Origin of the sequence: Mesorhizobium sp. M0848 (genome assembly GCF_040319805.1) — a bacterium.
In the GTDB taxonomy this organism is placed as follows: Bacteria; Pseudomonadota; Alphaproteobacteria; order Rhizobiales; family Rhizobiaceae; genus Mesorhizobium.
Genome location: NZ_JAMYOM010000006.1, coordinates 167425 through 193812, shown reverse-complemented (window position 1 = coordinate 193812; position 26388 = coordinate 167425). Strand labels below are relative to the sequence as shown.

Annotated in this window: 28 protein-coding genes; 11 read left to right on the top strand and 17 right to left on the bottom strand. The window is 64.2% G+C overall.

The window, feature by feature from the left end:
* Positions 1-3 precede the first annotated feature (3 nt).
* Positions 4-639, top strand: coding sequence for a transporter (locus NKH95_RS08955; RefSeq protein ID WP_352440611.1), 636 nt, complete (start codon positions 4-6; stop codon positions 637-639).
* On the opposite strand, the gene truA is transcribed toward NKH95_RS08955, so the two are convergent.
* The 6 genes from truA to def all read right to left on the bottom strand — a co-directional run bounded on the left by truA (position 606) and on the right by def (position 4229).
* A complete protein-coding gene (gene truA / locus NKH95_RS08950) occupies positions 606-1376 on the bottom strand; it encodes a tRNA pseudouridine(38-40) synthase TruA (protein WP_128304188.1) in 771 nt (256 codons plus the stop codon). The genes NKH95_RS08955 and truA overlap by 34 nt on opposite strands.
* Before the next feature lie 23 nt (positions 1377-1399).
* Positions 1400-1906, bottom strand: a complete 507-nt coding sequence (locus NKH95_RS08945; RefSeq protein ID WP_352775450.1) for a GNAT family N-acetyltransferase — start codon at positions 1904-1906, stop codon at positions 1400-1402.
* Positions 1903-2856 (bottom strand): methionyl-tRNA formyltransferase, encoded by a 954-nt coding sequence (gene fmt / locus NKH95_RS08940; protein WP_352775447.1) that lies wholly within the window; start codon positions 2854-2856, stop codon positions 1903-1905. The genes NKH95_RS08945 and fmt overlap by 4 nt, the downstream gene beginning before the upstream one ends.
* Before the next feature lie 43 nt (positions 2857-2899).
* Positions 2900-3316, bottom strand: a complete 417-nt coding sequence (locus NKH95_RS08935; RefSeq protein WP_023810758.1) for a type II toxin-antitoxin system VapC family toxin — start codon at positions 3314-3316, stop codon at positions 2900-2902.
* 5 nt (positions 3317-3321) lie between these two features.
* Positions 3322-3582: a hypothetical protein gene (locus tag NKH95_RS08930; RefSeq protein ID WP_023810757.1), complete on the bottom strand. Its 261-nt coding sequence runs from the start codon at positions 3580-3582 to the stop codon at positions 3322-3324.
* 116 nt (positions 3583-3698) lie between these two features.
* Entirely contained in the window at positions 3699-4229 is a 531-nt protein-coding gene (gene def / locus NKH95_RS08925) for a peptide deformylase (protein WP_352891403.1), read from the bottom strand.
* Between the two features lie 103 nt (positions 4230-4332).
* Here def and NKH95_RS08920 point away from each other — a divergent pair, with 103 nt between their 5' ends.
* Positions 4333-5604 carry a DNA recombination protein RmuC gene (locus tag NKH95_RS08920; RefSeq protein WP_023810755.1) on the top strand — a complete coding sequence of 424 codons (1272 nt, stop codon included), beginning with the start codon at positions 4333-4335 and terminating at the stop codon, positions 5602-5604.
* 20 nt (positions 5605-5624) lie between these two features.
* On the opposite strand, the gene NKH95_RS08915 is transcribed toward NKH95_RS08920, so the two are convergent.
* The 3 genes from NKH95_RS08915 to NKH95_RS08905 all read right to left on the bottom strand — a co-directional run bounded on the left by NKH95_RS08915 (position 5625) and on the right by NKH95_RS08905 (position 8009).
* Complete coding sequence (locus tag NKH95_RS08915) at positions 5625-6029, bottom strand: GFA family protein (RefSeq protein WP_127296482.1); 405 nt, start codon at positions 6027-6029, stop codon at positions 5625-5627.
* A gap of 61 nt (positions 6030-6090) precedes the next feature.
* Positions 6091-7056: a cation diffusion facilitator family transporter gene (locus NKH95_RS08910; RefSeq protein ID WP_352891361.1), complete on the bottom strand. Its 966-nt coding sequence runs from the start codon at positions 7054-7056 to the stop codon at positions 6091-6093.
* Between the two features lie 143 nt (positions 7057-7199).
* Positions 7200-8009: a transglutaminase-like domain-containing protein gene (locus tag NKH95_RS08905; protein WP_023810752.1), complete on the bottom strand. Its 810-nt coding sequence runs from the start codon at positions 8007-8009 to the stop codon at positions 7200-7202.
* Between the two features lie 211 nt (positions 8010-8220).
* Here NKH95_RS08905 and NKH95_RS08900 point away from each other — a divergent pair, with 211 nt between their 5' ends.
* Complete coding sequence (locus NKH95_RS08900) at positions 8221-8346, top strand: hypothetical protein (protein ID WP_013528464.1); 126 nt, start codon at positions 8221-8223, stop codon at positions 8344-8346.
* 207 nt (positions 8347-8553) lie between these two features.
* On the top strand, positions 8554-8868 hold the full coding sequence (gene sugE, locus NKH95_RS08895; RefSeq protein ID WP_013528463.1) for a quaternary ammonium compound efflux SMR transporter SugE: 315 nt from the start codon (positions 8554-8556) through the stop codon (positions 8866-8868).
* A 139-nt stretch (positions 8869-9007) separates the two neighbouring features.
* Here the strand turns inward: sugE and NKH95_RS08890 are convergent, their stop codons facing one another.
* Positions 9008-9436 (bottom strand): DUF6481 family protein, encoded by a 429-nt coding sequence (locus NKH95_RS08890; protein ID WP_023761392.1) that lies wholly within the window; start codon positions 9434-9436, stop codon positions 9008-9010.
* Positions 9437-9737: 301 nt separating this feature from the next.
* Between NKH95_RS08890 and NKH95_RS08885 the strand changes: the two genes are divergently transcribed.
* The 3 genes from NKH95_RS08885 (at position 9738) to NKH95_RS08875 (ending at position 13156) form a co-directional block, all read left to right on the top strand.
* Entirely contained in the window at positions 9738-10799 is a 1062-nt protein-coding gene (locus NKH95_RS08885; RefSeq protein WP_352797169.1) for an LLM class flavin-dependent oxidoreductase, read from the top strand.
* Positions 10800-10916: 117 nt separating this feature from the next.
* Positions 10917-12086: an AI-2E family transporter gene (locus NKH95_RS08880; protein WP_023810749.1), complete on the top strand. Its 1170-nt coding sequence runs from the start codon at positions 10917-10919 to the stop codon at positions 12084-12086.
* A 68-nt stretch (positions 12087-12154) separates the two neighbouring features.
* On the top strand, positions 12155-13156 hold the full coding sequence (locus NKH95_RS08875) for an LLM class flavin-dependent oxidoreductase (protein WP_023810748.1): 1002 nt from the start codon (positions 12155-12157) through the stop codon (positions 13154-13156).
* 33 nt (positions 13157-13189) lie between these two features.
* Here the strand turns inward: NKH95_RS08875 and NKH95_RS08870 are convergent, their stop codons facing one another.
* On the bottom strand, positions 13190-14209 hold the full coding sequence (locus NKH95_RS08870) for a LacI family DNA-binding transcriptional regulator (RefSeq protein ID WP_352673003.1): 1020 nt from the start codon (positions 14207-14209) through the stop codon (positions 13190-13192).
* Between the two features lie 222 nt (positions 14210-14431).
* Between NKH95_RS08870 and NKH95_RS08865 the strand changes: the two genes are divergently transcribed.
* From NKH95_RS08865 to NKH95_RS08855, 3 genes are read left to right on the top strand one after another with little or no spacing between them, the layout of a single operon-like run.
* Positions 14432-16015 carry a sugar ABC transporter ATP-binding protein gene (locus NKH95_RS08865; protein WP_352797164.1) on the top strand — a complete coding sequence of 528 codons (1584 nt, stop codon included), beginning with the start codon at positions 14432-14434 and terminating at the stop codon, positions 16013-16015.
* Positions 16012-17328 carry an ABC transporter permease gene (locus NKH95_RS08860; RefSeq protein ID WP_352891359.1) on the top strand — a complete coding sequence of 439 codons (1317 nt, stop codon included), beginning with the start codon at positions 16012-16014 and terminating at the stop codon, positions 17326-17328. Before NKH95_RS08865 ends, NKH95_RS08860 begins: the two co-directional genes overlap by 4 nt.
* Entirely contained in the window at positions 17325-18293 is a 969-nt protein-coding gene (locus tag NKH95_RS08855) for a substrate-binding domain-containing protein (RefSeq protein ID WP_023810744.1), read from the top strand. Before NKH95_RS08860 ends, NKH95_RS08855 begins: the two co-directional genes overlap by 4 nt.
* Positions 18294-18333: 40 nt before the next feature.
* Here the strand turns inward: NKH95_RS08855 and NKH95_RS08850 are convergent, their stop codons facing one another.
* From NKH95_RS08850 to NKH95_RS08825, 6 genes are read right to left on the bottom strand one after another with little or no spacing between them, the layout of a single operon-like run.
* On the bottom strand, positions 18334-18795 hold the full coding sequence (locus tag NKH95_RS08850; protein ID WP_352440585.1) for a MarR family winged helix-turn-helix transcriptional regulator: 462 nt from the start codon (positions 18793-18795) through the stop codon (positions 18334-18336).
* On the bottom strand, positions 18792-19376 hold the full coding sequence (locus NKH95_RS08845) for an amino acid synthesis family protein (RefSeq protein WP_352891358.1): 585 nt from the start codon (positions 19374-19376) through the stop codon (positions 18792-18794). The genes NKH95_RS08850 and NKH95_RS08845 overlap by 4 nt, the downstream gene beginning before the upstream one ends.
* A complete protein-coding gene (locus NKH95_RS08840; protein WP_352440583.1) occupies positions 19369-20253 on the bottom strand; it encodes a UPF0280 family protein in 885 nt (294 codons plus the stop codon). The genes NKH95_RS08845 and NKH95_RS08840 overlap by 8 nt, the downstream gene beginning before the upstream one ends.
* Positions 20253-21794 carry a 6-hydroxynicotinate reductase gene (locus NKH95_RS08835; RefSeq protein WP_352440582.1) on the bottom strand — a complete coding sequence of 514 codons (1542 nt, stop codon included), beginning with the start codon at positions 21792-21794 and terminating at the stop codon, positions 20253-20255. The genes NKH95_RS08840 and NKH95_RS08835 overlap by 1 nt, the downstream gene beginning before the upstream one ends.
* The gene (locus tag NKH95_RS08830; protein WP_352891357.1) at positions 21791-24625 is read right to left on the bottom strand and encodes a molybdopterin-dependent oxidoreductase; all 2835 of its coding nucleotides are present in this window, start codon (positions 24623-24625) and stop codon (positions 21791-21793) included. The genes NKH95_RS08835 and NKH95_RS08830 overlap by 4 nt, the downstream gene beginning before the upstream one ends.
* Complete coding sequence (locus NKH95_RS08825; RefSeq protein ID WP_128304201.1) at positions 24622-25482, bottom strand: FAD binding domain-containing protein; 861 nt, start codon at positions 25480-25482, stop codon at positions 24622-24624. The genes NKH95_RS08830 and NKH95_RS08825 overlap by 4 nt, the downstream gene beginning before the upstream one ends.
* A 246-nt stretch (positions 25483-25728) precedes the next feature.
* On the opposite strand from NKH95_RS08825, the gene pncA reads away from it, so the two are divergent.
* Entirely contained in the window at positions 25729-26343 is a 615-nt protein-coding gene (pncA, locus tag NKH95_RS08820; RefSeq protein ID WP_352440580.1) for a bifunctional nicotinamidase/pyrazinamidase, read from the top strand.
* The last annotated feature ends 45 nt before the right edge of the window (positions 26344-26388 follow it).

Below are 26388 nucleotides of genomic sequence, written 5' to 3'. Positions count from 1 at the left end.
GGCATGCTTTCGGCGGACGAAACCCAAGCTTCGCTGACGGGCGCCTGGCGATTGATGCTCGGCAAGGTCGACGGCCTGCGCCTGCTCGACCTGTCGGCCGACGGCTTCTGGAATTCCTTCTTCGCCATTGTCGTTGCAGCACCGGCGCTGATCGTCGGCTGGGTCGGCATCGCCAACGAAATCGGCGATCCCGACGCCTTCGCGGGGCGCTTCAGCATGCTGGTGCGCCTGGCGACGGTCGACATCGGCTCCTGGGTGCTGCCGCTGGTTGCGCTCGCTTTGATCGCGCCGCGCGCCGGCATCGGCGGCCGCTTCGTCCACTACGTCGTCGCCAGCAACTGGGCTTCGGCCATCACCGCCTGGCTGATGCTGCCCTCGGCGCTGATCCGGCTTTTCCTGTCGTCCGCAAGCCAGGCTGCGAGCCTTGTGTCGCTGTTCCTGTTTGCCCTGTCGATGGTGCTGACCTGGCGCATGACCAACGCCACGATCGGCAGGGGCGCATCGGTCGGCACCGCCGTTTTCGTCGGCATGTTCATCGCCTCGCTGCTGGTGCTGTTCGGCCTGCAGACGCTGCTCGGCATCACCGTGCCGGACGATGTCGGAGTTCAGAGCCTGTCCGGGCTCGTCTCGACTGGATAATCGACACCGGTGAGAAACAGCCCGTCGGGCGGCGCCACCTGGCCGCAGGCGGCGCGGTCGTGCGCCTCGAGCGCCGTTTTCAGGTCGGCCGCGCTCCAGCCGCCGTCGCCGACGCGCTTCAGTGAGCCGACCATCGAACGCACCTGGTTGTGCAGGAACGAGCGCGCCGAAGCCCTGACCTCGACTATGTCGCCCTGTCGGCTCACATCGAGCCGTTCCAGCGTCCTGATCGGGCTGTTGGCCTGGCACTGGGTCGAGCGGAAGGTGGTGAAGTCATGCCGTCCGAGCAGGACTTTCGCCGCTTCGTGCATGGCGCCGGCGTCGAGCCGCTTCGGCACCCACCACACCTTGCCCTTGTCGAGCGCGGCCGGGGCACGGCGGTTTAGGATGCGGTAGAGATAGTGGCGGCCGATGGCCGAGAAGCGGGCGTCGAAGCTGTCGGAAACGACCGTCGCTTTCAAGATGGCGATGCGCGCCCCGGCCGCCTGCAGATGGGCGTTGACGGCATCGCGCACCTTGTCGCCCGGCCACCCCTTGACGAGATCGACATGCGCCACCTGCGCTGTCGCATGCACGCCGGCATCGGTGCGTCCGGCGGCGCGCAGCCTGATCGCTTCGCCGCAGAATTTTTCAATCGCCCGCTCGATCGCCTGTTGCACCGAAGGCTGATCCGCCTGGTGCTGCCAGCCGGCAAACAGGCTGCCATCATATTCGATGTCGAGGCGAAAACGCGGCATGCCGGGCGGCTATACGCTCTCGCCTAGGCGGCGAGAGCGGTGAAGGCGGAGGCGTATACCAGCCTGCCGGCGTCAGGCGCATCGCCCCAAGCCAGCGCCTGCAGCGCTTCGCCCTGGTATTCGCTCGCGAAGTTCTCGGCACGCTTGTGGCTGTAGCCGAAGCGGCTGTAATAGGTGGGATCGCCGAGCACCACGGCCAGCGTTTCGCCGGCATCCTTGAGGCGGATATGCGCCTCGCGGATCAGCGCGCCGCCGATGCCGCTGCCATGGAACGAGGGCTCCACCGCCAGCGGCGCGAGCGCCACGGCGGCGAAGGTCTTGCCGCCATTCTGGACGAACAGCCGCGAAAACAGGATATGGCCGACCACCTGGCCGTCTTCTTCCGCCACCAATTCGGCAACCGCGTCGCCGCCGGTCACCAGCGCGTCGACCAGACCGGCCTCCGCCTGCTGGCCGAAAGCGTGTTCCTCGACGAGGCGGATGGCCTCGCGATCCCGCGGCGTTGCCGCGCGTATCGACATCATGCTCATGAGAATTTCAGTCCTTTTTCGATCTTGGCCCCGCGCAGGAATTCCGACGCGGCAGCGGGCTTTCCGCCCGCCCGTTGAACTTCGACCAGCCTGATCGCGCCTGCCCCGCAGGCGACCGTCAGCCGATCATCGAGAATTCCTCCCGACTCGCCCAAATCTTCCGAAGGCGACAGGCCTTGCGACAGCGTCGAGCGAAGCAGTTTCAGCCGCTCCCGGCGGCCGCCAATTCCTATCTCCGACCAAGCGCCGGGAAAGGGCGACAGGCCGCGAATATGATTGTGGACCTCACTTGCTGAGCGAGTCCAGTCCACGCGAGTCTCGGATTTATCGATTTTCTTGGCGTAGGTCACCCCCTCCACAGCTTGTGTGGTGAATGTCAGGGTGTTCCCTTCCAACCGCGCCAGCGCTTCCACCATCAAGGCAGCACCGACGCTCATCAACCGATCATGCAAATCGCCGGCTGTCATATCGGGTTCGATGGCGCATTTTTCAATCAGCCCGACCGGGCCGGTGTCCAGCCCCTCTTCCATGCGCATCACCATCATGCCGCTTTCCAGGTCGCCGGCCATGATGGCGCGCTGGATAGGCGCGGCACCGCGCCAGCGCGGCAGAAGCGAGGCATGGCCGTTGATGCAGCCGAGCCGGGTCGCCTCCAAAACCGCCTTCGGCAGCAGCAAGCCATAGGCGACGACCACAGCGACGTCGGCCCGCAAGGCACGGAAGGCGGTCTGCTCGGCCTCGCCTTTGAGCGAAACCGGCGCTCGCACCTCGATGCCCAGTCGCTCCGCCTCGCGCTGCACCGGCGACGGTGTCAGCTCCAGCCCGCGCCGTCCGGCAGCGCGCGGCGGCTGGGTATAGACGACTGATATCTCATGGCCAGCCTCGGCGATCGCGCGCAAAGTCGGCACCGAAAACTCCGGCGTGCCCATGAAGATGACGCGAAGGGGCATTTTTCTTCCGAGACCTTCTCTCTACCTGCGCCGGGAAGTCAGCTCAGGCTTCAAACGGGTTTACCAGCTTCAGGTCAAGTCCGTCGAAGTCTCGAACGTTGCGGGTGGCAAGCGTGGCGTCGTGCACCTGGCAGATCGCAGCTATCATCGCGTCCTTGGTTTCGACAGGTCTGCCAGCGAGTCGTCTTGCCGCGGCAATGCGGCCATAGTGTTCTGCGGGCAGATCCCCAAAAACCAGGATCCGACCCGAAAATTCGCCCCGGATCCTCGAAATGCTTTGGAGAAGACCATCCCGCCGGATGGCCTCCTGAACGAGGTAGGCTCCGAAATAGAGCTCTGCAAAAACAATGGTGGAGAGGAAAAGGGTCGCAGGCTCTTGGCCATTCAACCAGTTGAGAACGTTTTTGCTCCGTTGCCGCGATAGCACGTCCGATATGACGTTGGTGTCCAGTATAATCATTTCGGTCAACGGAAATCAGGCGGCCCACGATCGGCCTCACTTCGCGACCTCGCTATTTCCTGAATCTCGTCGCTTGTGAAACGATCATCGCCGACGAGCGAATAGAGGCGATCGCCGACTTTTTCGGCGCCAGCAAATTGTGTTGCAAAACCCTTCTGTATCAAGACGACCGCTTCCTCCGAAAGGCTGCGCCTGTTCAGCCGCGCACTTTCCTCGAGACGCCGTTTCAATTCCGGATTGATCCCACGGATCAGCATGTCACCCATAGACACCTCCTACGTGATATCACTGATATCACAGCAAGTCGGTATTTTCAATCGAAGGTTCGTGAAGCTGAACCGCCGAGGCTGATCGGAGGGGGCGTGCTCCGACAGAGCATGCCCTATCCCACCAGCTTGCCCGGCGCTTTGTCCTTGGCGAGCTTCTTGAATTTCTTCACCACCATGTCGCGCTTCAGCTTCGAGATGTGGTCGATGAACAGGACGCCATTGAGGTGGTCGATCTCATGCTGCAGGCAGGTGGCCATCAGGCCCTCGGCCTCCATCTCCTGCAGCTTGCCGTCGCGGTCGAGATACTTGACCCGTACGGCGGCCGGGCGTTCGACCTCGGCGTAATAATCCGGGATCGACAGGCAGCCTTCCTCGTAGACGGAGCGCGCATCGGTGCTCTCCAGGATTTCCGGATTGATGAAGACATGCGGCGCCGGCGTCTCGTCTTCCTTGGCGAGATCGATCACCAGCAATCGCAGCGGCTCGCCGATCTGGATTGCCGCCAAACCGATGCCAGGTGCGTCATACATGGTCGCCAGCATGTCGTCGGCTAATCTGCGCAGGGGCGCGTCGACACGCTCCACCGGTTGGGAAACCTGGCGCAGGATGGGGTCGGGAAGGATGATGAGCGGCTTGATCGGCATGGCGTTCCACGTAAGACCTCCAGCGAAAAGCGTCAACCGGTTGGCATGAGGCTCGTTCACGTTTTGATCTGTGCTATCGCGGCGAATCGTCTATGCTGTCCACATGAATGATTTGAGCACCATCCTTTCGGAGCCTGTCGCCCGGCTTGGCGCCACAACCATCACGCTCGGCCATGCGCTGGCCTTCGGCGCTTTGCTGTTTCTGGCCCTGTTCGTGGCGCTGGTCATTGCGCTGTGGCGGTCGGCGAAGGCGCGCGCCGTGGCGGCTGCGGAAGCCGCCGATCATGCCCGCGATGCCGAGGCGCGGATGGCCGGAATTCTGCAAAGCCAGGCCGAAATGCAGGGTCGCATGGGCGCCATTGCGGAAGTGTTCGGCGCACGGCAGGCGGAGCTGACGCAATCGATCGGCCAGCGCCTGGACGCGATGACCGGCCGGCTCGGCCAGACCATGACCGAGCAGACCAAATCCACGCATGAGAGCCTGGCCAAGTTGCAGGAGCGGCTGGCTATCATCGATGTCGCGCAGGGCAACATCCAGTCGCTCGCCGGCCAGGTCGTGCAGCTGCAGGCGATCCTCTCCAACAAGCAGACGCGCGGTGCTTTCGGCCAGTCGCGCATGGAGGCGATCGTTGCCGACGGCCTGCCGCATGGCGCCTATGAATTCCAGGCGACGCTGTCGAACGGCAGCCGTCCCGACTGCCTGGTGAAGATGCCGAACGGCGCGCCGTCGCTGGCCATCGACGCCAAGTTTCCGCTCGAGGCCTGGAATGCCATCCGCGCCGCCGACGGCGCCGACCTGCAGAAGGCCGCCTCGCAGGCCTTCCGCCGCGACATCGAGATCCATGTCCGCGATATCTCGGAAAAATACCTGATCCAGGGCGAGACGCAGGACACGGCCTTCATGTTCGTGCCGTCGGAATCGGTGTTCGCCGAGATCCACGAGAATTTCGAGGCGATCGTCCACAAGGCGCACCGTGCCCGAATCGTCATCGTCTCGCCGTCGCTGCTGATGCTGTCGATCCAGGTCATCCAGGCGATCCTCAAGGATGCCCGCATGCGCGAACAGGCGCATCTGATCCAGGGCGAGGTCATTCGGCTGATGGAGGATGTCGCGCGTGTCGATGAGCGGGTGCGCAAGCTGCAGGTCCATTTCGGCCAGTCGGCCAAGGACATCGACGACATCCTGGTTTCGACGTCGAAGGTCACCAAGCGCGGCCAGAAGATCGAAGCGCTGGAGTTCGGCGCGCAGCCCGACGGCGATGCCGCCGCGGACGCAGCGTCACGGGCTCCCGCCGCGAAAGTCGATACTGGCGCGCGCGTTGCCGATTCGAAAACCGGGCAGCTCAGGCTGAGGGTCGTCGAAGGCGACGACTGAGCAGCAGCGCCGGATCCGCCCTACTGCTCTTCCTTGGTCGTCATACCCGGGAATTCCGGCAACCAGGGCAGCGCCGAGCGGTGCCAGCTTTGCCGTCTCGGGACCAGCTGTTCACGTTGCCGCGCCGTGCCGACCCGGATGCCATAAACCTTCGGCCCGTCGCCAACCGATGTCGCGTAGAGATGCGAGCCGCACTCGCCGCAAAAGCCCTGCGCGCGCTTGTCGCCGCTCGATCCTGTCTTGATATAGACCTTTGGCGCACCCTTGGTGATCCGGTAGTGGCCTTCCGGCGCGCCCACGGTCACGCGAAAAGCCGTTCCGGTCAGTTGTTGGCAATCGGTGCAGTGGCAGATTCCGGTGTTCTCCGGGTCGACCTCCGCCTCGTAGGTGATGGCGCCACAATGACAGCCGCCGTCTATTCTCATCTTCGTTCCTCCAAAGTCCCTTCAATCTAGCGGGGCAAGGCCGTGAGGCAATGGCGCGCCGCTAGTCCAGGGTCGGATCGGATGCGTTCTCGATCAGCCTGCGCCGCTGCTCCCAGGTGCCTGACGTCTGCGGCTTGACGAACAGCCGCGTGATCTCCGGCATCTCCTTCTTCAGCTGCGCCTCCAGGCGCTCGACGCAAGCTTCGATCTCGGGCGCCGTCAAATGGTCCTCGAACTCGATGCTGAGCCCGGCGACGATCTCTGCCGGCCCCATATGGACGGTCAGCACGCCGTTCGCCCGCTGCACCGCCGGATCCTGCTGGGCGATCGTCAGCACCTGTCTCTGGACCTCGAGCGAGGCCGGCTCGCCGATCAGCAGGCCCTTGCTTTCGCGGGCCAGGAAGATTGCCGTCGCGCCCAGGATCAGCCCAATGCCGATGGAGGCGGCGCCGTCGAGTTCCGGCATCTCCAGAACTTCCGCCGCCAGGATGCCGGCGAACGCGACGATCAGGCCGAGAAGTGGTGCGCTGTCCTCGAACAGCACGGTGTAGACGCTCGGGTCCTTGCTCGACTGCACCGCCCGCAGCCAGCCCTGCTTGCCCTTCTGCTGGCGGAACTCTTTCAGCGCCACCCACCACGAACTGCCTTCGAACAGGAAGGAAAGGCCGAGCACGATGTAGGTCACCTCGGCGTTGGCGACCGGCTCCGGCGCCATCATATGGATCACGCCTTCGTAGAACGACACGCCGGCGCCCAGCGCGAAGACGAGGAGCGCGACGATGAAGCTCCAGAAGTAGAGTTCCCGGCCGTGACCGAGAGGATGCGTCCGGTCGGCCGGGCGGGCGGCACGGTGCATGCCGTAGAGCAGCAGGCCGCCATTGCCGGTATCGACCAGCGAATGCACGCCCTCCGACAGCATCGCCGAACTGCCGGTAAAGGCGGCGGCGGCGAACTTGGTCAGCGCGATGGCGAAATTGCCGGCGAGCGCCGCGTAGATCACCTTTTTTGAGCCGCCGTGCCCGGCCATGGTGCTGTCCCCATTCGATGCACACCCAGTCTAATGGTCAGATGGAAGAAGCTCCACAGCCACCACAACGTGTGAACCGCTGGCTCGTTCAAAAACGGCGGTCGTTAAAGAGGTTTGTCGTTAGAGACTGGTAGGCAGAACGACTACTCGATGATCTCGCTGGTCCACACCTTGAAGCCGGCAAGCGTTCCCGGCCCGAATATATGGGTCAACGGAACGTCGGCGGCGTCGCGGCCGGAGGCGATCAGGATGCGGCCGATGCGCGGTGCATTGTTGCGCGGGTCGAAGACATGCCAGCGGCCGCCGAGATAGACTTCCATCCAGGCGCAGAAATCCATGCTCGCCCATGGTTTCGGCATACCGATGTCGCTGATGTAGCCGGTGCAATAGCGCGTCGGGATGTTGAGTGCCCGGCAGAAGGTGACCGCGAGATGCGCATAGTCGCGGCACACGCCGCTCTGTTCGCGATAGGCTTCCGCGGCGGTGCGTGTCGGCCGAGCATTGCCGTAGTTGAAGACGATGTGATTGTGGACGAAGTCGCAGACCGCCTGCACGCGCGGAATGCCCAGCGGCGTGTTGCCGAACAGCCGCCACGCTTCATCAGCCAGAAGGTCGCTTTCGCAAAAACGGCTGGGCAGCAGAAACAGCAGCGTGTCCGCCGGCAGATCGCGCACCTCGTGCTGCCAGGCCATCAGGTCGCCCATCTCGAAAGTGCCGGGATCGCGGATCACCGCGTCGGTGCCGAAGGTGAAACGCCCGGGCGGCGCAACGAACCGGTTGCACCAATTGCCGAAACTGTCGCGATAGCTTTCGATCGGCACCGGCGGGTTGGAGATCAGGAAATCCGGCCGCTCGAGATCGGAGGCACGCGAATAGTGGACATTCAGCATTGCGATGAGCGGCGTTTCCTGCGGAAAGTCGAAGCTCATCTCGCAGCCGATGTGAATTCGCATTGTCGTCCTGACGGCCTGCCTGACGATCACCGGGCGGAGGCACGGGTTGATGCTGCAGTGCGAAGACAACCATGGCATGGACCGCCATGGTTTACGAGCAAATTAGAAACCGGTTGAAAGCGAGCCGCTGACGGCGGCAGCAGTCGCTAACCCCTTGCAGTCCGGCGGTTCTCTTGTTTCACTTCGCTTCCCACATCAGGAGGAACGAATCATGGCTAAAGGTGCGATGAAGGCAGGCAAGGAAGCCCGCAAGCCGAAGAAGGACGCCAAGAAGCCCGCCCCGGCTCCGGCCCTGAAGGCGCCGCCGGTGAAGGCGATGAAGCTCAAGGACAAGTAAGTCCGGCCGATTTGCTTCGAAATGGGATTGCGACCGGCAGCGCTGTTGCCGGTCGTTGTTGATCGAGCGCTCGAAATTCATATATTGGCGTGGCGGGGACGACCTCGCGCTTCCCCAAAATCCGGACGGGACGACCCGCCATTGTTTGACTGATCGTCGGACGCCGAAAATCGCTTTTCGGCCCGATGCTCTGATGGAGCGTTGTCGATGTCGTGGATTCTTCTCTTTTTCGCCGGCCTGTTCGAGATCGGCTGGGCAATCGGCCTCAAATACACCGATGGCTTCTCGAAGCTGGTGCCGACCGTGCTGACCGTTGCCTCGATGGTCGTCAGCCTCACTCTGCTCGGCCTGGCGCTGAAGGCGCTGCCCGTCGGCACCGCCTATGCGGTGTGGACCGGCATCGGCACCGTCGGTACGGCACTGCTCGGCATCTGGCTGCTCGGCGAACCAGCCACCGCGATCAGGCTGGCCTGCATTGCGCTCATTGTCTGCGGCATCATGGGATTGAAGTTCGCCGCCTGACCGATAGCGCTTCTTGTTTTATGCATGTCGTCCTCCCAAAACCGGGACCACTTATGGGCGACATGCATGGGACAAACACAATCAGGGCCGCTGCGAGGCGACCCTGGTTCTCGAAGCCGATTGCTTCGTAGCCTGGAGGCTAGCGGGCCGAGAAGCCCGGCGGCGTCCTGCCGGTGCGCTGCTTGCGTGCCGCATAACGCGCGTCACGCTTGGCCTTGCGCTCGGCTTCATCGGCCAGAAAACGGGCGATGCGCTCGTTCTCTTCGGATTCCCGAATCTTGGCCTCAGCCTGTGCAGCTTCCTCGGCGGCGATACGTGCCGCTTCGGCTGCTGCCTCGCGCTCGGCCTTCTCGACCGCTTCGCGTGCCAGCTTCTCCTGCTTCAGCCGGGCCTTTTCGGCCTCGCGGATTTCGCGAGCCGCAAGGATAGCCTTGCGTTCAGCCTGCCGCGCCAGCACTGCGGGATCATCCGCCGCCGGCTTTGCCTTGAAGCGCTCGAGGAGCGCCTTCTTTGCCTCGTTTGCGGCGTTGCGCCGCTCGAAAACGTCTTTTTCCCTGTAGATAGCCAAGTCCACTTCCCTGAAGTCAATTCGCGACGCTTACATACGCGCGAAAACCGAGAGTTCAAGCGCCAAAACGGCATGGCAGCCATGAAATTGTCGGCTGTTGCAGCCGGGAGACGCCTTTGGAGCAATTCCAGGAGAAGTGTGAAGCGGTTTTCCCGGGAAAAGCGCGCAGCGCTTTCCCTTGGGAATTGCGACGAAGAGATAGAGTCGAAAACGACATGCACTGTTCACCGTCGCCCCTCTGGCAGCGAGGTTGGCGGATGGCTACGTCTAGCGGCAAATTCCAACATCAGGATGACCTTAGATGGAACTCGGTCTCTACACCTTCGCCGACGTCAGCCCGCAGCCGGGCCCCGGCGCAATCGGCCCGCATGAGCGGCTGCGCAACCTGATCGAGGAGGTCGAACTGGCCGACCAGGTCGGCCTCGACGTCTTCGGCCTCGGCGAGCATCACCGGCCCGACTATGCCGCCTCCGCACCGGTCGTGGCCTTGGCCGCGGCGGCCGAGCGTTCGAAGCGCATCAAGCTGACCAGCGCGGTCACCGTTCTGTCCTCCGACGACCCGGTGCGCGTTTTCCAGCAATTCGCCACGCTCGATCTTCTGTCGGGCGGCCGCGCCGAGATCATGGCCGGGCGCGGCTCGTTCATCGAATCCTTCCCGCTGTTCGGTTACAACCTCGAGGATTATGACGAGCTGTTCGCCGAAAAGCTCGATCTGCTGCTTGCCATCCGCGACAGCGTGAAGGTCACCTGGTCGGGCAATCTGCGCGCGCCGATCAACGATCGCGGCGTTTATCCCCGGCCCTTCCAGGACAGGCTGCCGGTCTGGATCGCCATTGGCGGCACGCCGCAGTCTGCCGCCCGCGCTGGCGCGCTCGGCCTGCCGCTGGCGCTCGCCATCATTGGCGGCGAGCCGGCGCGTTTCGCGCCGCTGTTCGATCTCTACCGCGAAGCCGCCAAGCGCGCCGGTAGTGATCTGGCGGGCCTCGCCACCAGCATCAACGTGCACGGCTTCATCGCAGAGACGACCGAGCAGGCGGCCGACGATTTTTACCGCCCGCAGGCGGAGGTGATGAACCGCATCGGCCGCGAGCGCGGCTGGGGTCCGACATCCCAAGCGCATTTCGACCAGTCGCGCGGCCCGAACGGGGCCTTGTTCGTCGGCGGCCCCGAGCAAGTGGCTGAGAAGATCGTCGCCCAGCACAAGATCTTCAAAAACGACCGCTTCCTGCTGCAGATGGCGATCGGCACCATGCCGCATGCCAAGATCATGAAGGCGATCGAACTCTACGGCACCAGGGTGGCGCCAATCGTACGCAAGGAAACAGCCAAGGCTGAGCCGGCACCGGCAGCGCCGGTCGCCTGACCCGGAGTCCGGTGCGAGCGGCCTCATTCCGGAAGCCGGCTCATGGAACCTGCGCCCATAACTCTGCGTTCATGCAGGCAATAGCCGATCGCCGAGGGCGCCGGCTCGAGGGTGAGCATGAAAACCGAACCCGCTGCCTTGGCTCACGCCGTCGCCGACGAATCGGATTCGCGCGTTGCGGCCCGCGCCGACACGCATCTGATGCGTTCGCTGCTCGTCGGCATTTTCCTGTTCATGGCCATCTATGCGCTCTACTTCGCTCGCGCTTTCTTCATGCCGGTCATTCTGGCTTTCCTGCTGGCGCTGACGCTGACGCCGATCGTTAGGCTCCTGCGCAGGCACGGCATCTCCGAAGTGATTTCGGCGACCCTTCTGGTGCTGGTGTCGATCTGCATCTTTGCCAGCGTAGGCTACCTGCTCAGCGGACCGATCATCGACCTCATCAACAACACCTCTTCGATAGGCCAGCAACTTGCCGAACGGCTGGCACAATTGCGCCGCCCGCTCGAGAAGATCATGCAGATTTCGCATCAGATCGAACAGCTGACCCAGACTTCGCAGGAGCCGGGCATTCAGAGGGTGGCGGTGGCGCAGTCCGGCATCCTGTCGGCGGCCGCCAGCAACATCCTGTCGGCGGGAACAGGCCTGACCATCATCTTCGTGCTGTCGCTGTTCCTGCTCGCCTCCGGCACGATGTTTTATGAAAAGATCATCCAGTCCTTCGCCCGCCTCAGCGAAAAGAAACGGGCGCTGCGCGTCGTCTATGACGTCGAGCGCGAAATCTCGCACTATCTGCTCACCGTCACCATCATCAATGCCGGCCTTGGCACAGTCATCGCTCTCGGTCTGTGGGCGCTTGGCATGCCCAATCCGCTGGTCTGGGGAGCCGCCGCGGCGTTGCTCAACTTCTTGCCCTATGTCGGAGCGCTGATCACCATTGCGCTTGTCACGGTCATGGCGTTGATCAGCTTCGATACCATCTTCTACGCGCTTCTGGCGCCGGCCTTCGTGATCTTGTGCGACATCGTCGAAGGCCAGTTCGTGACGCCGATGGTGGTCGGCCGGCGCCTGGAGATCAACGCCGTGGCGATCTTGATCGCCATCGCCTTCTGGTCATGGCTGTGGGGCTTCGTCGGCGCCCTGATGGCGGTGCCGCTGCTGGTCGTCATCAAGGTATTCTGCGATCATTTCGACGGGCTTAGCCATGTCGGCAATTTTCTCTCCGCGCAGCACGCGGTTGTCGTCGAGGAGGACGACATCGCCGACCCCGAAGCTGTCAAAGGCTGATCAATATTTTTGAATTTGCGGCGCCGCCGGATGCTTCCTACATGCGGTCCTGACACAGGATCCCACCCATGACCGCTCTTTCCGTTCTCGACCTGTCGCCGATCGTCGAAGGCAGCGATGCCTCGCAGTCGCTGGCCAACTCGCTCGATCTTGCCCGCCATGCCGAGCGCCTGGGCTACAAGCGTTTCTGGCTGGCCGAGCATCACAACATGCCGGGTATCGCCAGCGCGGCCACAGCCGTCGTCATTGCCCATGTCGCCGGCGGCACCAAGACCATTCGCGTCGGCGCCGGCGGTATCATGCTGCCCAACCATTCGCCGCTTGTGATTGCCGAGCAGTTCGGCACGCTGGCCGCCTTGCATCCGGGCCGCATCGATCTCGGCATCGGCCGGGCGCCCGGCACCGACATGGGCACCGCCCGTGCCTTGCGCCGCAATCTCGAGGCCGGGGTCGACAATTTCCCTCAGGATGTCGTCGAGCTGATGGGCTATTTCCAGCCGGCTGAGGAAGGCCAGCGTATCCGCGCCGTGCCCGGCGAAGGCCAGGACGTGCCGGTCTGGATTCTTGGCTCCAGCCTCTACGGCGCGCAGCTCGCCGCCATGCTCGGCCTGCCCTACGCCTTCGCTTCGCATTTCGCGCCGGCGGAGCTGGATCACGCGCTGGATGTCTACCGCTCGCGCTTCCAGCCGTCCGAGCAGCTCGACAAGCCGCATGTCATGCTTGGCCTCAATGTCTTCGCCGCGCCCACCGATGCGGAGGCCCGTTTGTTGTTCACCTCGCTGCAACAGGCTTTCGTCAATCTGCGCACCGGTCGGGCCGGCCGGCTGCCGCCACCTGTCGAGAACTATGACCGCGATCTCGATCCCATGGCAAAGACAATGCTCGGCCAGGCATTGTCCTGCGCCGTCGTAGGCTCCCCGGAAACGGTGCGGCAAGGCATCGATGCCTTCGTGCGCCGCACCGGCGCCGACGAACTGATGGTCACCGCGCAGATTTTTGATCATGCGGCGCGGGTGCGATCGTTCGAGATCCTGGCCGAGGCGCACAAATCCCTGTCGCAGGCGGCCTGACAACTCCTGGTACGAATATACGCTGGCGAAAGACTACGCGCTTACGCTCTGCGCCATCGCCCCGAGCGGGCGGCATGAATTGCGGATCATCAGCCTACCCTTGAGCAAAAGCTTGCGCGGCGGCGCGTCCCTGTTGCCGGCGAGACGGTCGAGAAGCAGATTGGCCGCCTGTTCTCCGATCGCCTGCACCGGCTGGGCCACCGTGGTCAACTGCGGCTGGAACACGTCGGACCATGGAAAGTCGTCGAAGCAGGCGACCGAAATGTCTTCCGGGCAGGACAGGCCGATGTCGCGGATCGCCTTCATGGTGCCGATCACCATCGGGTTGTTGGCCGAGAAGATAGCACTTGGCCGATCATGCGAGGAAAGCATCTGCATGGTTTCGGTATAGCCGTCGATCTCATGGAAATTGCCGAAGCGGATCAGTTCTTCGGCGATCGGCAGGCCGGCGGCGTGAAGCGCCTCGCGATATCCTGCCATGCGGTCATGCATCGGCGAGATGTCCGAGGTGCCGGTGATGTAACCGATGCGCCGGTGGCCGAGATTGATCAGATAGGTGATGGCGTCGAACACCGCGCGCTGGTTGTCCAGCACCACGGCATCGGTGTCGACGCCTTTGCAGATACGATCGAGCAGCACGACCGGCACGTTGGCGTCGTCGACGATCCGCTTGAGGATCGCGCCGTCGCCGACGCGCGCCACGATCAGCCCGTCGACCATGCGGTCGAGCAGCAGCCTGATCTGGTCGTCCTGGGTGTTCAAATCCTCGTCCGTGCAGCACAGCATGACGGCATAGCCGGCCCGGTCGAAGGCCTGCTGGATGACCGAGACGACATCGGTGAAGAACGGGTTGGTGATGTGCGGCACGGTCAGTCCGATGGTGCGGGTCGTGCCCATCTTCAGGCTGCGGGCGATCGCGTTGCGCTTGTAGCCGATATCGCGGATCGCCTGCTCGATGCGCTGGCTAAGCTCCGGGCTGACCGTCGCCGTGCCATTGATCAGCGCCGAAACGGTGGCGACAGAAACACGCGCCGCTTCAGCCACATGAAGCATGGTGGGCGCGGTGGATTTGCGGTGTCTTTTTTGCCCTGACGCTGTCATTTTCGAAACGTTTCGCCACCCCTTGCTGGCCAACACGTACGGAATCCTGTCCTTTTAAGCAAGAATCGAAATTGCATCAAACGTCCGGCACCTTATATCGGCTTGACTTGATCGAAACGTTTAGATTAGCGTTTGCGGGAAATTGACGACGACGGAAGGGAGGCCGCCATTGTCATGCAAGAGAGCAATTCCCTGTCCCCGGAGCACGGTGCGGCTGATCGGTCGGACACCGTTCTGAGTGCCGAGCGCATTTCCAAGAGCTTCGGCGGCATCGCCGCGCTTGTCGATGTCGGCTTTGAGCTGCGTCGCGGCGAGGTTCATGCCTTGATGGGCGAGAACGGCGCCGGCAAGTCGACGCTGATGAAGATCCTCTCCGGCGTCTATACCGGCTATGACGGCACGGTCAGCGTCGATGGCCGCCCGGTCAGCTTCGGCGGCGTGCGCGACGCCGAGGATGCCGGCATCGCCATCATTCATCAGGAGCTCAACCTGGTGCCCGAACTCAGCGTCGCCGACAACATCTTCCTCGGCCGCGAGAAGCTGATCGCGGGCCTGATCGTCGACCGCAAGGCGAGCAGCCGCGCGGCGGGCACATTGTTGCAGCGGCTCGGCATCGAACTCGATCCGCAAGCCCGCGTCGGCGCCCTGCGTGTCGGCGAGCAGCAACTGGTCGAGATCGCCAAGGCACTGTCTATGTCGGCACGCATCCTGATCATGGACGAGCCGACCTCGGCGCTGTCGCCGGCCGAATGCCAGCGGCTGTTCCGCATCATCCGCCAGCTTGTCGACAGCGGTGTCGCCATCGTCTACATCTCGCACCGCATCGACGAGGTCATGCATCTGGCCGGCCGCGTCACCGTGTTTCGCGACGGACGCCATGTGCTGACCGAGCCGATGGCCAGGCTCGACGAAGATGCGATCATTTCGGCGATGGTCGGCCGCAACCTGCTTGCTTCCTCCCAGGAAGAGCGCAACACCACTGGCATGACCGTGCTTTCGGTCGAAAACCTGTCGCTGTCGAAGCCCGATGCGCATGGCTGGCGCACGGTGATCGACGGCGTCGGCTTCGATCTTGCCGCTGGAGAAATCCTTGGCATTGGCGGGCTGCTGGGTTCGGGCCGCACCGAGATCCTGGAAGCGATCTTCGGTTCGAGCGATGGCCGCACCGGCGGCGAAATCCGTATCGACGGCCAGCGCATGGATATCCGTTCGCCGCGCGATGCAAGGCGGCTGGGCATCGCGCTGGTGACCGAGGATCGCAAGACGCAAGGGTTGCATCTGCAGGCTTCGATCGCGGACAATGTCGCGCTGCCGCTGGTCGGCTCGCTGGCCCGCTTCGGCATCCGCTCGCTGGCCGGCGAGCAGGGGCTGGCGCGGCAGGCGGTCGAGGCCCTCGGCATCCGCTGCCGGGACATCGATCAGCCCGCCGGTACGTTGTCGGGCGGCAACCAGCAGAAGGTCGTCATCGGCAAGTGGCTGGCAACCAGGCCAAGGGTGCTGCTGCTCGACGAGCCGACGCGCGGCATCGATGTCGGCGCCAAGCGCGAGATCTACGACCTGATCTTCAGGCTGGCGCGCGACGGCCTCGCCATCGCCGTCATCAGCTCCGAACTGCCGGAGCTGCTGCACCTCTCCGACCGCATCCTGGTGATGGCCGATGGCCGCCAGACAGGCATTCTTTCCCGCGACGCGGCCAGTGAGGAGGCCATCATGCGCCTCGCCGCCCCGCGTCGGACCATATCGAGACCAGCCGCATGACTGCCCTGAAACTCCTGTCCCGAACCAAGCTCTATTGGGGCCTGATCGCCATCTTCCTGATCGGCGTGCTCGGCTCGCCGATGAGCTCGAAGGGCAACAACATCTTCCTCTCCTACGGCAATCTGCTCGATGTGCTGCGCCAGGTGTCGACCACCGGCCTGATCGCCACCGGCATGACGGCTGTGATCATCACCGGCGGCATCGATCTCTCCGTCGGCTCGCTGATGGCTATCTGCTCGGTGGTCTGCGCCATGCTGCTGACGGTTCCAGGCGTGACACCAGGCGTCGTGCTGGGCGTGCCGACCGTCGCTTTGGTGGCGCTTTGCCTCGGTTTCGTCGTCACCCGCTTCATTTTCCAGAACCTGGCAAAATCCCGTGCCGGCGCCGACCTCCTCCGTGAGATCAAGTTGGACGGGATTCGCGGCCTGGTCACGCCCGCCGCCGTCGGCGTGGTCCTGTGCTGCCTGTCGCTGTGGTTTCTGCTGCCGCAGATCGAGCCGAAATTCGGCGTGCTCGGCGTGCTGCTGGTGGCGCCATGCGTCGGCTTGCTGTTCGGCGCGCTCAACGGCTTCATCATCGTTGCCGGGCGGCTGCAACCCTTCATCGTCACCTTGGCGATGATGGTGACGGCGCTCGGCATCGCCCGGCTGACCGCCGGCCAGAACAATGCGGTGCTGCCGGTCTATACCGGCTCCAACGCGACCGCCGATTTCGAGATCCTGCGCTCGCTGGTGTTCGGCATCATCCCGATGCCGGGCCTGTTCTTCCTCGGCGCCATCCTGATCTATGGCGCGGTGCTGCGCTTCACGCCGTTCGGCCGCTATGTCTACGCCATCGGCGGCAACGAGGAGGCGGCGCGCCTCTCCGGCATCGCCGCCGGCCGCGTCAAGATCGCTACCTATGCTGTCTCCGGGCTGCTCGCCGGCATCGCCGCCGTGCTCTATGTCGCGCAGTACCGGCAAGGCAAGCCGGATGCCGGCGCCGGGCTGGAGCTCGATGCCATCGCCGCCGTGGTCATCGGCGGCACCAGCCTGATGGGCGGCCGCGGCAGTCTCACCGGCACGTTCTGCGGCGTGCTGATCTTCGGCCTGCTCTCCAACATCCTGCAGCTCCACAACATCAATTCGAACCTTCAGCTGGTGCTGAAGGGGATGATCATCATCGGCACCGTGCTCGTGCAGGAGCGCAATGCCGGTGATCTCCTGGCCTATCTGCGCCTGCCCGGCGGGCAATCGGCGCACAAGGAAACGGCCGCGGCAAAGCGGCCGTCGCAAGAGACACCGTCTCTCAATCTCGGAGGAAACAAAAAATGAAACGACGTGACATGCTGAAGCTTGCCGCCCTGACCGCGGCGCTGCTGACCACCACCGCGCTTCTGACCACCGGCAATGCCTTCGCCCAGGACAAGAAGTGGAAGATCGGCTTCTCGCAGGTGACGACCATCGAGCCCTGGCGCGCGCAGTTCAACAAGGACATCCTGGCCGAAGCCGCCAAGCATCCCGAGGTCGAACTGATCATCACCGACGGCGAGGACAAGACCGAAAAGCAGGTCGCCGATGTCGAGAACCTGATCCGCCAGGAGGTCGATGCGCTGTTGGTGTCACCGAAGGAATCTGCCGGCTTGACCGGCGTCGTGCAGCAGGCGATCGACGCCAAGATCCCGGTCTTCGTGCTCGACCGCAATGTCGACACCAAGGACTACACGCAGTTCGTCGGCGGCGACAACGCGCTGATCGGTCGCGCGGCCGGCGAATATGCCGTCGAACTGCTTGGCGGCAAGGGCAAGGCTGCAGGCAACGTCGTCGAGATCTGGGGCGGCATGGGCACCCAGCCGGCGCATGACCGCCATGACGGTTTCCATGAATTCACCGACAAGGAACCGGGCATCAAATATCTGCTCGACCAGCAATCGGGCGACTGGAAGCAGGACCAGGCCTACAATCTGATGGCCAACGCGCTGAAGAGCAACGAGAAGATCGATCTCGTTTACGGCCACAACGACCCGATGGCCTATGGCGCCTATCTCGCCGCCAAGGATGTCGGCCGCGAGAAGGACATCAAGTTCATCGGCATCGACGGCCTGCCCAATGAAGGCGTGCAGATGGTGAACAAGGGCGAGCTGACGGCGACCTTCACCTATGTCACTCCCGGCGCCGAAGGCCTGCGCCAGGCGATCAAGTTCCTCAACGGCGAGAAGGTCGAAAAGACCATCACTCTGCCGACCGAGAAGATCACCAAGGAAAACGCTGCCCAGGTGCTGAAGGACAACGGCCTCTGAGCCAAGCTTCCTGCCGGGTGCCTTTTTGGCGCCCGGCGGTCTAAGCCAGCTTCACCAGCAGCTTCATGAAGGTGGCGATCTCCTTGGCGGAGAGCGGCGCCAGCGTCTCCTGGGTGATCTCGCGCGCCAGCGGGATCAGGCGCTCGATCGCATCGCGGCCTGCCGCGGTCAGATTGACCAGAAGCCGTCTTTTGTCGACCTCGTGCTTGGAAAGCTCGACCAGGCCGCGCGCCTTCAGCCGGTCGATGACGCCCTTCACCGTCGCCGCATCCATCGCGATCAGCGTGCCGAGCTGGTTCTGCGAGGTCTCGCCGACGTCACGCAGCTTGGCCAACGCCGCGAATTGCGGCGGCGTCAGGTCGCCGATATGCGCGGCAAAGATCGCGACATGGCGCTGATGCGCCTTGCGCAGGATGAAGCCGACCTGCTCCTGCAGGAGGTAATCCTGGTCGTCCGGCGCCTCGACCTCGACCAGCTTGAGCAGATTGTCCTCGCCGCTCACCGCAAGCCATCCCAGGCTTTGATGTCATCGGCCGCGAGACCACCCATGCGATCGTGGATGCGCGGGCCGCAGGTCATGGCGAGGCAGAACAGGATCTCGTCGGGGCGCGGACCATCGGACATGCCGACTTCCATGGCGTCGAAATGGCTGCGCACATAGGCGGCGTTGATGTGGCCGAGCGGCACGTCGAGCTTCGAACCGAAAGCGCCGACCTTCTTCGCCGATGGCACGATCGCCTTGGCGTCGCCGAGCCGCTCGCGCATGGCGTAGCCGCCGGGCACATGCCACAGCGCGCCGTGTTCCAGCTCACCCGCCGTGCCGACAATGGCGCCCTTGCCGTAGCCGTCGATCTGCTTGACGTCGCCGCCGAGCGCCGCGATCAGCCGGTCGGCGAGCAGCAGGCCGAGCGGCTTGAGATCGTCCATGGCGCTCTGCAGCTCCTCGACATAGCGCCCGGCGAACGGGTTTTTCACGAGCGCCATGGCGGCGGCGCGGCGGCGCGGCACCCTGGCCACCGGCCCGCCCTCGTGAAAAATCTCTTCGGTCAGCACCGCGATCTTGCGGATCGGAAACTCAGGCATGGGCAACCTCCTCCCTCGAACTTTTGTTGGGCGCGGCAAGCGCAACCGAGCCACTGATGCGGGCCTCACCGCCAAGAAACAACGCCGATCCGGCAATGAGGCCGCGCCGGCGAAAATCTTCGGCGACGGCAAGGCCATTGTCCAGCGCCTGCGCCACTTCGCCAGGTGCAAGCGTGCCGACGTGTTGGGTCACCAGCAGCGAGCCAAGATCGCTGTCGGGCGACAGTTCATGTGCGGAAATGCGTCTGATGGCGGGATTGCCAGGCAGGTCCACTGCGTTGGCAATGAGGGTCGCCGCCGCATCGGCCTCGGCGCCGGTCCGCGCGAGCACGGTGACGGCGTCGGCAATGCCAAGCGAGAAGGAGCGGCCGCGCCAGCCGCTGGTGGCAACGCCACGAACGCCATCTTCCGCGCGGATCGTGATCCGGTCGGCCATGCCGTTGCCGGTGCCGGCGACCGCCAATCCCATCGACTGTCCCCTGCCGATATGGATTGCGCAGTCGCCACCGTTGTTGACATAGGCGCGATCGAGCTTGCGACCCTCAAGCAATGCGGCGAGCATTTCGTCGGCTACCGATCCCGCGACGGCGGCCATCGGTGTTATGAAGCATTCCGCCAGGGGCATGACGGCTGCCTCCATGCGGCGCGCCGTCGGGCCGGCGAATGTGCGCGGCGCCAGGAAAAACGCCGGCAGCCGCAATTCGGGGAGTTCCTCGACCAGCTCCATCAGGATCGTCTGGAACCGCGCTACGGCTTGTTCATAGGCTCGGCGGCATTCATCCGCCTCACCAAAAACCTCGACGATCAGGTCGATCGGCCCGTGGTTGAGATGCAGCCGCCTGCCGTCCTGCAGCCAATGGGTTTGCGGACCTTGCATCACCCGGCCCCGTTCGGGCCGGCACGACGTAGCTGCGCGAGTGGCGGCCATGGATTGTTGGCTTCGGCGCCGGTGCCGCGGCGCGGATTCAGGTACTCACCGCCTTTTGCGACAATGTCCTCGACGCTGCGTATCTCGGCCTCGTAGCCGCCGAGCCTGACATAGTCGTCGCGGCGCAGCGTGAACTCGATCGGGGCCACCAGCGCCGGCGTCGGCACATAGCCGAAGGCGCCTTCCGGCACTCGTGTGACATCGACCATCAGCGTGATGCCGCCGCCCGGCCAAACATAGACCGGCGCGCCGCCGACCGTCACATAGGTCTTCAGGCCCTGAACCGAGCGGGTGAGATTGACCGGGTTTTCGGTGACGCCGGCCCGCAGCGAACCGCCGGCACCGCCGATGAACAGCACCGTGCACAAAGCCGGCTCGCAATTGTCCTCGATCAGGCCGACCGACTTTTGCAGCCGTTCGGGGAAAGGTTTTTGCACCGGTTTCAGCTCGTCATCGAGCTCGTAATAGGCGAACTGCTCGCCGGTGGTCGACACCATCAGCAGCGACAGACCCGGCCGCGCGCCTTTCTTGGCGTTCCACTCGCCGAGGATCGACAGTGGGTCGGAAATGCTGGTGCCGCCCCAGCCGAGACCGGGTTCGGAGACCTTGAAATAGCGGCCCGGCGTCGAACGGCGGCCAATGATCTTGATGCCCGTATCCTGCCAGCCCAGCACCTTGCCGGCCTGGTGCTCGGAAACGACGCCGGTGATGTGGTCGTCGACCACCACCACCTCGTCGACCAGGCCGCGCCATTGCGTGGCGAACATGCCGATGGTCGCCGAGCCGCAGCCGACGCGCATGCGGTGTTCCTGCTTGCCGTCGATGACAGGCGCCTTGCCGGCTTCGACTGTTATGGTGGCGCCGCCGTCGATGGCCAGTTCCACCGGCTTGCGGTTGCACAGATTGAGCAGAGCGTCGCAGGTGGCGCGGCCCTCGGCCTTGGAGCCGCCGGTCAGGTGATGCACACCGCCCAGCGACAGCATCTGCGAGCCATATTCTCCCGTCGTGACATGGCCGATCGCTTCGCCTTGCGATCGCACGACAGCCGTTTCGGGTCCGATATGACGGTCGGTGTCGATCTTCACCTTGACGCCGCAATACGAAAAAATGCCTTCGGTGACCACGGTCACGAGATCGACGCCTTCGACTTCCTGGCTGACGATGAACGGGGCCGGCTTGTAGTCGGGATAGGTGGTGCCGGCGCCGATTGCCGTGACGAAGCGGCGGCCGGTGTTGACCAGTTCGCCGTCCCAGGCCTCGCCTTCGGCAATGAACGGCACGATTGCCGCGCCGGTCTCGGCCGCATGGTCGAGGATCGTCAGCGGGTCCATCCGCACGATCCTGCCGCCGACATTGCCGTAGCGGTCGCAGGCGCCCGTGCGCCCATCCGCGATGTAGCACATCACCGGACAGGCATCGCAGCGGATCTTCTCCGCCACCAGCTTCTCGCCGGGATCATGGGTTTCGAAGCGTTCGGCAAGCTCGCTCATCGGCGTGCCTCCTTTTCGCGGATGCCATCTTTTTCGCGGATGCCAGCGCGGATACGCGTCGGCGTCGCCGGTATCTTGGTGACCAGGACGCCGGTGGCGTGGCGGATGGCATTGAGGATTGCCGGTGCCGTCGGGATCAGCACATGCTCGCCCAAACCCTTGGCACCGAAGGGTCCTTCCGGGTCCGGAACTTCAATGAGAATGGTCTCGACCGGCGGCACGTCGCCAATGGTCGGGATGAGATAGTCGTGCAGATTCTCGGTGCGGCCGGGGATGTACTCTTCCATCAGCGCCATGCCGATGCCTTGCGCGATACCGCCTTCGATCTGGCCCTCGGCCAGCAGCGGGTTGATCGCCTTGCCGACATCGTGCGCGGCGGTGATTTTCAGCAGCTTCACCGTGCCGAGCTTGAGGTCGACCTCCAGTTCGGCGATCTGCGCGCCATAGCCGTAAACGGCGTATGGTTTGCCCTGGCCCTTGGCGTCGAGGGGCAGCGTCGGCGGATCGTAGGTCTCCTCGGCGCGGAAGACGAAGCCTTCGGCGTCCACGTCGAGCGAGGCGAGGTCCATGCGGCGGACAGCTTCGCCTTCGCGGATGACGATCGCCGGGCCGTCGAGTTGCAGGGCTGCGTTTTCGGAAACATTGGCAAAGCGCAGGATCTTTTCACGCAAGGCGCGGCCGGCCTTTTCGGCCGCCTTGCCGGTGACGAAGGTCTGGCGCGAGGCCGAGGTCTTGCCGGCGTCGGGGGTGATGGCTGTATCGGCGCTCTTCAACTTGAATTTCTCAAGCGGCAGGCCGAGCGCGTCGGCGCATATCTGGGCGATGACCGTGTTGGATCCCTGGCCGATATCGACGGCGCCCTGGTGCAGGATGACCGTGCCGTCAGCCGCGATGCCGACCCGGATTGTCGACGGGTTGGGCAGCGAGGTGTTGCCGCAGCCATACCAGCAGGACGCGACGCCAACGCCGCGCTTTCTATCCCTGTTGGCACGGTTGAATGCATCCGCATCAGCCGTCGCGCGCACCCAATGCGGCTGCAGCGATTCGAGGCATTCGGCAATGCCGACGCCGGACTCCAGGCGCTGCCCGGTAACCGTTTCGGAGCCGTTCCGGAGGCAGTTCCTTAAGCGGAAGTCGAGCCGGTCCATGCCGAGCTTGCCGGCCAGCTCGTCATAGAGCGTCTCCTGCATGATCGTCGCTTGCGGGACGCCGAAGCCGCGGAAGGCACCGGAAATTGGCCCATGCGTGTGAATGGCGCGGCCTTCGGCGCGGTAGTTCGGCGTCGCGTAGGGTCCGGAGGCGTGCACCGGCACGCGGTTGGCCACGGTAGGGCCCCAGCTTGCATAGGCGCCGGTGTTGAAATCGCCCTCAAAGATCATGCCGGTGACGAGGCCATCGGCATCGGTGCCGATAGTCGCTTTCATCTCGGCCGGATGGCGCTTGGTGGTCGACATCATCGATTCGTTGCGGGTGTAGGCGAGTGCCGCCGGCCGCCCCGTCTTCATCGCCACAAGGCCGATCAGCGGCTGCAGCGAAACGTCGAGTTTGGAGCCGAAACCGCCGCCGGTCGCGGTCGGCACGATGCGCACCTTGTCGACGGCTAGGCCGAGCACCTTCGCCGTCTCGTCGCGGTCCATATAAGGCGCCTGGGTGCAGGCGACGACCACCAGCGTGTCGCCGTCCAGATAGGCATAGCCGGCTTCCGGTTCGATATAGGCGTGCTCGACATAGGAGGTGTCGATGGCGCCGGACACGGTGAACGCAGCGCCGGCAAGCGCCGTCTCGGGGTCGCCGCGTTCGACCAGGCCGGAGGTGAGCAGGTTCGCCGGCCGACTTTCATGGATCAGCGCAGCACCCTCAGCCTGCGCCTCAGTGGGTTGCAGAAAATGCGGCAGTTCGCTCCAGCGGATAGGAAAATCCGACAGGTCGAGATCGAGGATCGCCTCGCGCTCGCCGGCGACCAGCGCCACCGCCTCGCCGCGAAGACGAGTAAAACCTACGGCCAGCGCCGGCTGGTCGGCGAATGGGCCGATAGCGCCGAAACAGTTTTTTCCCGGAATGTCGGCGGCGGTGAAGACCCCGGCGATGCCAGGATGCTGTTTCGCCCAGCCGTCGAGGTCGCCGAAGGCGAAACTGGCGTGATAATGCGGCGAGCGGACCACCAGCACGGCCAGCGCATCGGCGGGGAAGGAATCGCCGCCGAATTTCTCAGCCCCGGTGACCTTCGGCACGCCGTCGAGTCGGATCGGCGAGGAGCCGATCGCGTGGCCGGATGGAGGCAAGCGGAAATCCAGGCTTACTGCCTGCACGGAGGCATCCATCACTGCGGCAATGATCTTCCGGTAGCCGGTGCAGCGGCACAGAATTCCGCCGAGCGCGTCCTGTACCTCGACCTCGGTGGGGCTCGCCTTCTTCTCCAGCAACGCCGTCGCCGCAACCAACAGGGCGGGCGTGCAGATCCCGCACTGCGCGGCGCCGTAGGCGAGGAAAGAGGCCTGCAACGCCGACAGCCGGCCGTTGGAAAGCCCTTCGACTGTCGTCACCGATGCGCCGGCAGCGGAAGCCGCCGGCATCAGGCAGGCGCAGACGGGATCGCCGTCGACCAGCACCGTACAGGCGCCGCAATCGCCGGCATCGCAGCCGACCTTGGTGCCGGTCAGCCCCAGTTCGTCGCGCAGCACCAGAGACAGCCGGCGCAGCGGCGGCACATTGACCGAGACGGCGGCGCCGTTGACCTCGAAGACGATATCGGCGCGCGCAGCGCCGAAGCCTGGCTGGGCACTGCTCGGATCGGGCAAGGCTTCACGCGCGTCAGGCTGAATTTGGCTCATGCCGCCACCTCTTCGCCAGTCGTCCGGCCCACAGCCGCGAGCACGGCGCGGGCAACAATCTCGCGCACCGCATCGAGCCGGTATTCGGCGCTGCCGCGCACATCGGCGATCGGCGACAGTTCGCTCATCGGCGCGGACAGGACCGCAAAGGCAAGTCCGCCATCCGCCGGCAGCCCGCACAACGCGGCTTCGACGCCGGCCAGCCGCCTGGCCACCACCGAGCAGGAGCCGGCGGCGACCGCCGCTTGCCGGACAAGGCCGTTTTCGACGACCAGACGTGCCGCCACCATGGCAATGGAAATGACGAGATAACGGCGCGCGCCGAGCTTGACGAAAGCCGACATGCCCGTAGCAGCGGGTCTCGGCACGCGGATGGCCGTGACCATCTCACCGGGCAGCAGAGCCGTTCGGCGGTTGCCGAGAATGAAGTCCTGCAGCGGCAGGTGCCGCGTGGCTGCCACCGAGCGCAGCTCGACCTCGGCATCGAGGACGAGCAGGGCAGGCACACCGTCGGCGGCCGGCGACGCGTTGCAGACATTGCCGGCGACCGAGGCGACGTTCTGGATCTGCACCGAGCCGACCTCGCGCGCCGCCTGTTTCAAGGCATCGAAGGCCGGCGGCAAGGGGTGGCGGACGATGTCGGTCCAGGTCGTGCGCGCGCCGATGACGAAATGGTCGCTCGTCTCGGCAATGCCGCGCAGCGAACCCAGGCCGTTAATGTCGAGAACATTGTCGCGGAAGGGTTTGCTGCCCTGTGCCGGATAGAAATCGGTGCCGCCGGCAAGGATGCGCCAGGCGCCCTCGCCAAGCAAAGCGAGCGCTTCGTCGACCGAGGTGGGTTTCGCGTAACGGATCACGCTTTGCCTTCCAGAAAAGGAACTTTCCGAATCCGGTATTTCCGGCGTTCAAGCCGAGAAATTCATTCGTATGCAAATGATATCAAGCCCGCAGGATTTGTCAAAGCCGGAGTTTGCGGCGGCTTCGGCGGCACGCATTTGTTATGTCCCGAGAGGTTGACGCCGCCGGCCATCTGGTCAAGTTTCTGCGTCCGGTCGCGTCAGCGGCATTCTCCACTGGAGCCTGCATACGGAAGAGGAAAGCCCATGGCCGACGAAGCGCTTGTCGTCATTGACCTGCAGAACGACTTTTGTCCCGGCGGCGCGCTGGCGGTTGCCGGCGGCGACGAGATCGTGCCGCTGGTCAACGACCTGATCCGGCGAACCGACCATGTCGTGCTGACGCAGGACTGGCATCCCGCCGGTCACTCCAGCTTCGCTTCCAGCCATCCGGGCGCGCAGCCCTTCACCATGATCGAGATGCCATACGGCCAGCAGACGCTGTGGCCGGATCATTGCATTCAGGGCAGCCTGGGCTCCGATTTCCATTCCGGCCTCGCCTGGACCAAGGCCGAACTCGTCATCCGCAAGGGATTCCGGCCTGATATCGACAGCTACTCGGCCTTCTTCGAAAACGATCGCACGACACAGACCGGCCTTGCCGGCTACCTCCGGGAGCGCGGCATCGACACGCTGACCCTGGTCGGGCTGGCGACCGATTTCTGCGTTGCCTTCTCGGCGCTGGACGCCGTTAGCCAGGGCTTTAAAACCATAGTGCGGCTCGATGCCTGCCGCGGCATCGATCTCAACGGCTCGCTCCATGCCATGCTGCAGCGCATGCGCGACGCCGGCGTGACGCTCGAAGACCCTTTGTCGGATTGAACGGATCGTGGGGCAACAGGTAGAGATCCGATGTTTAAAGGCAGG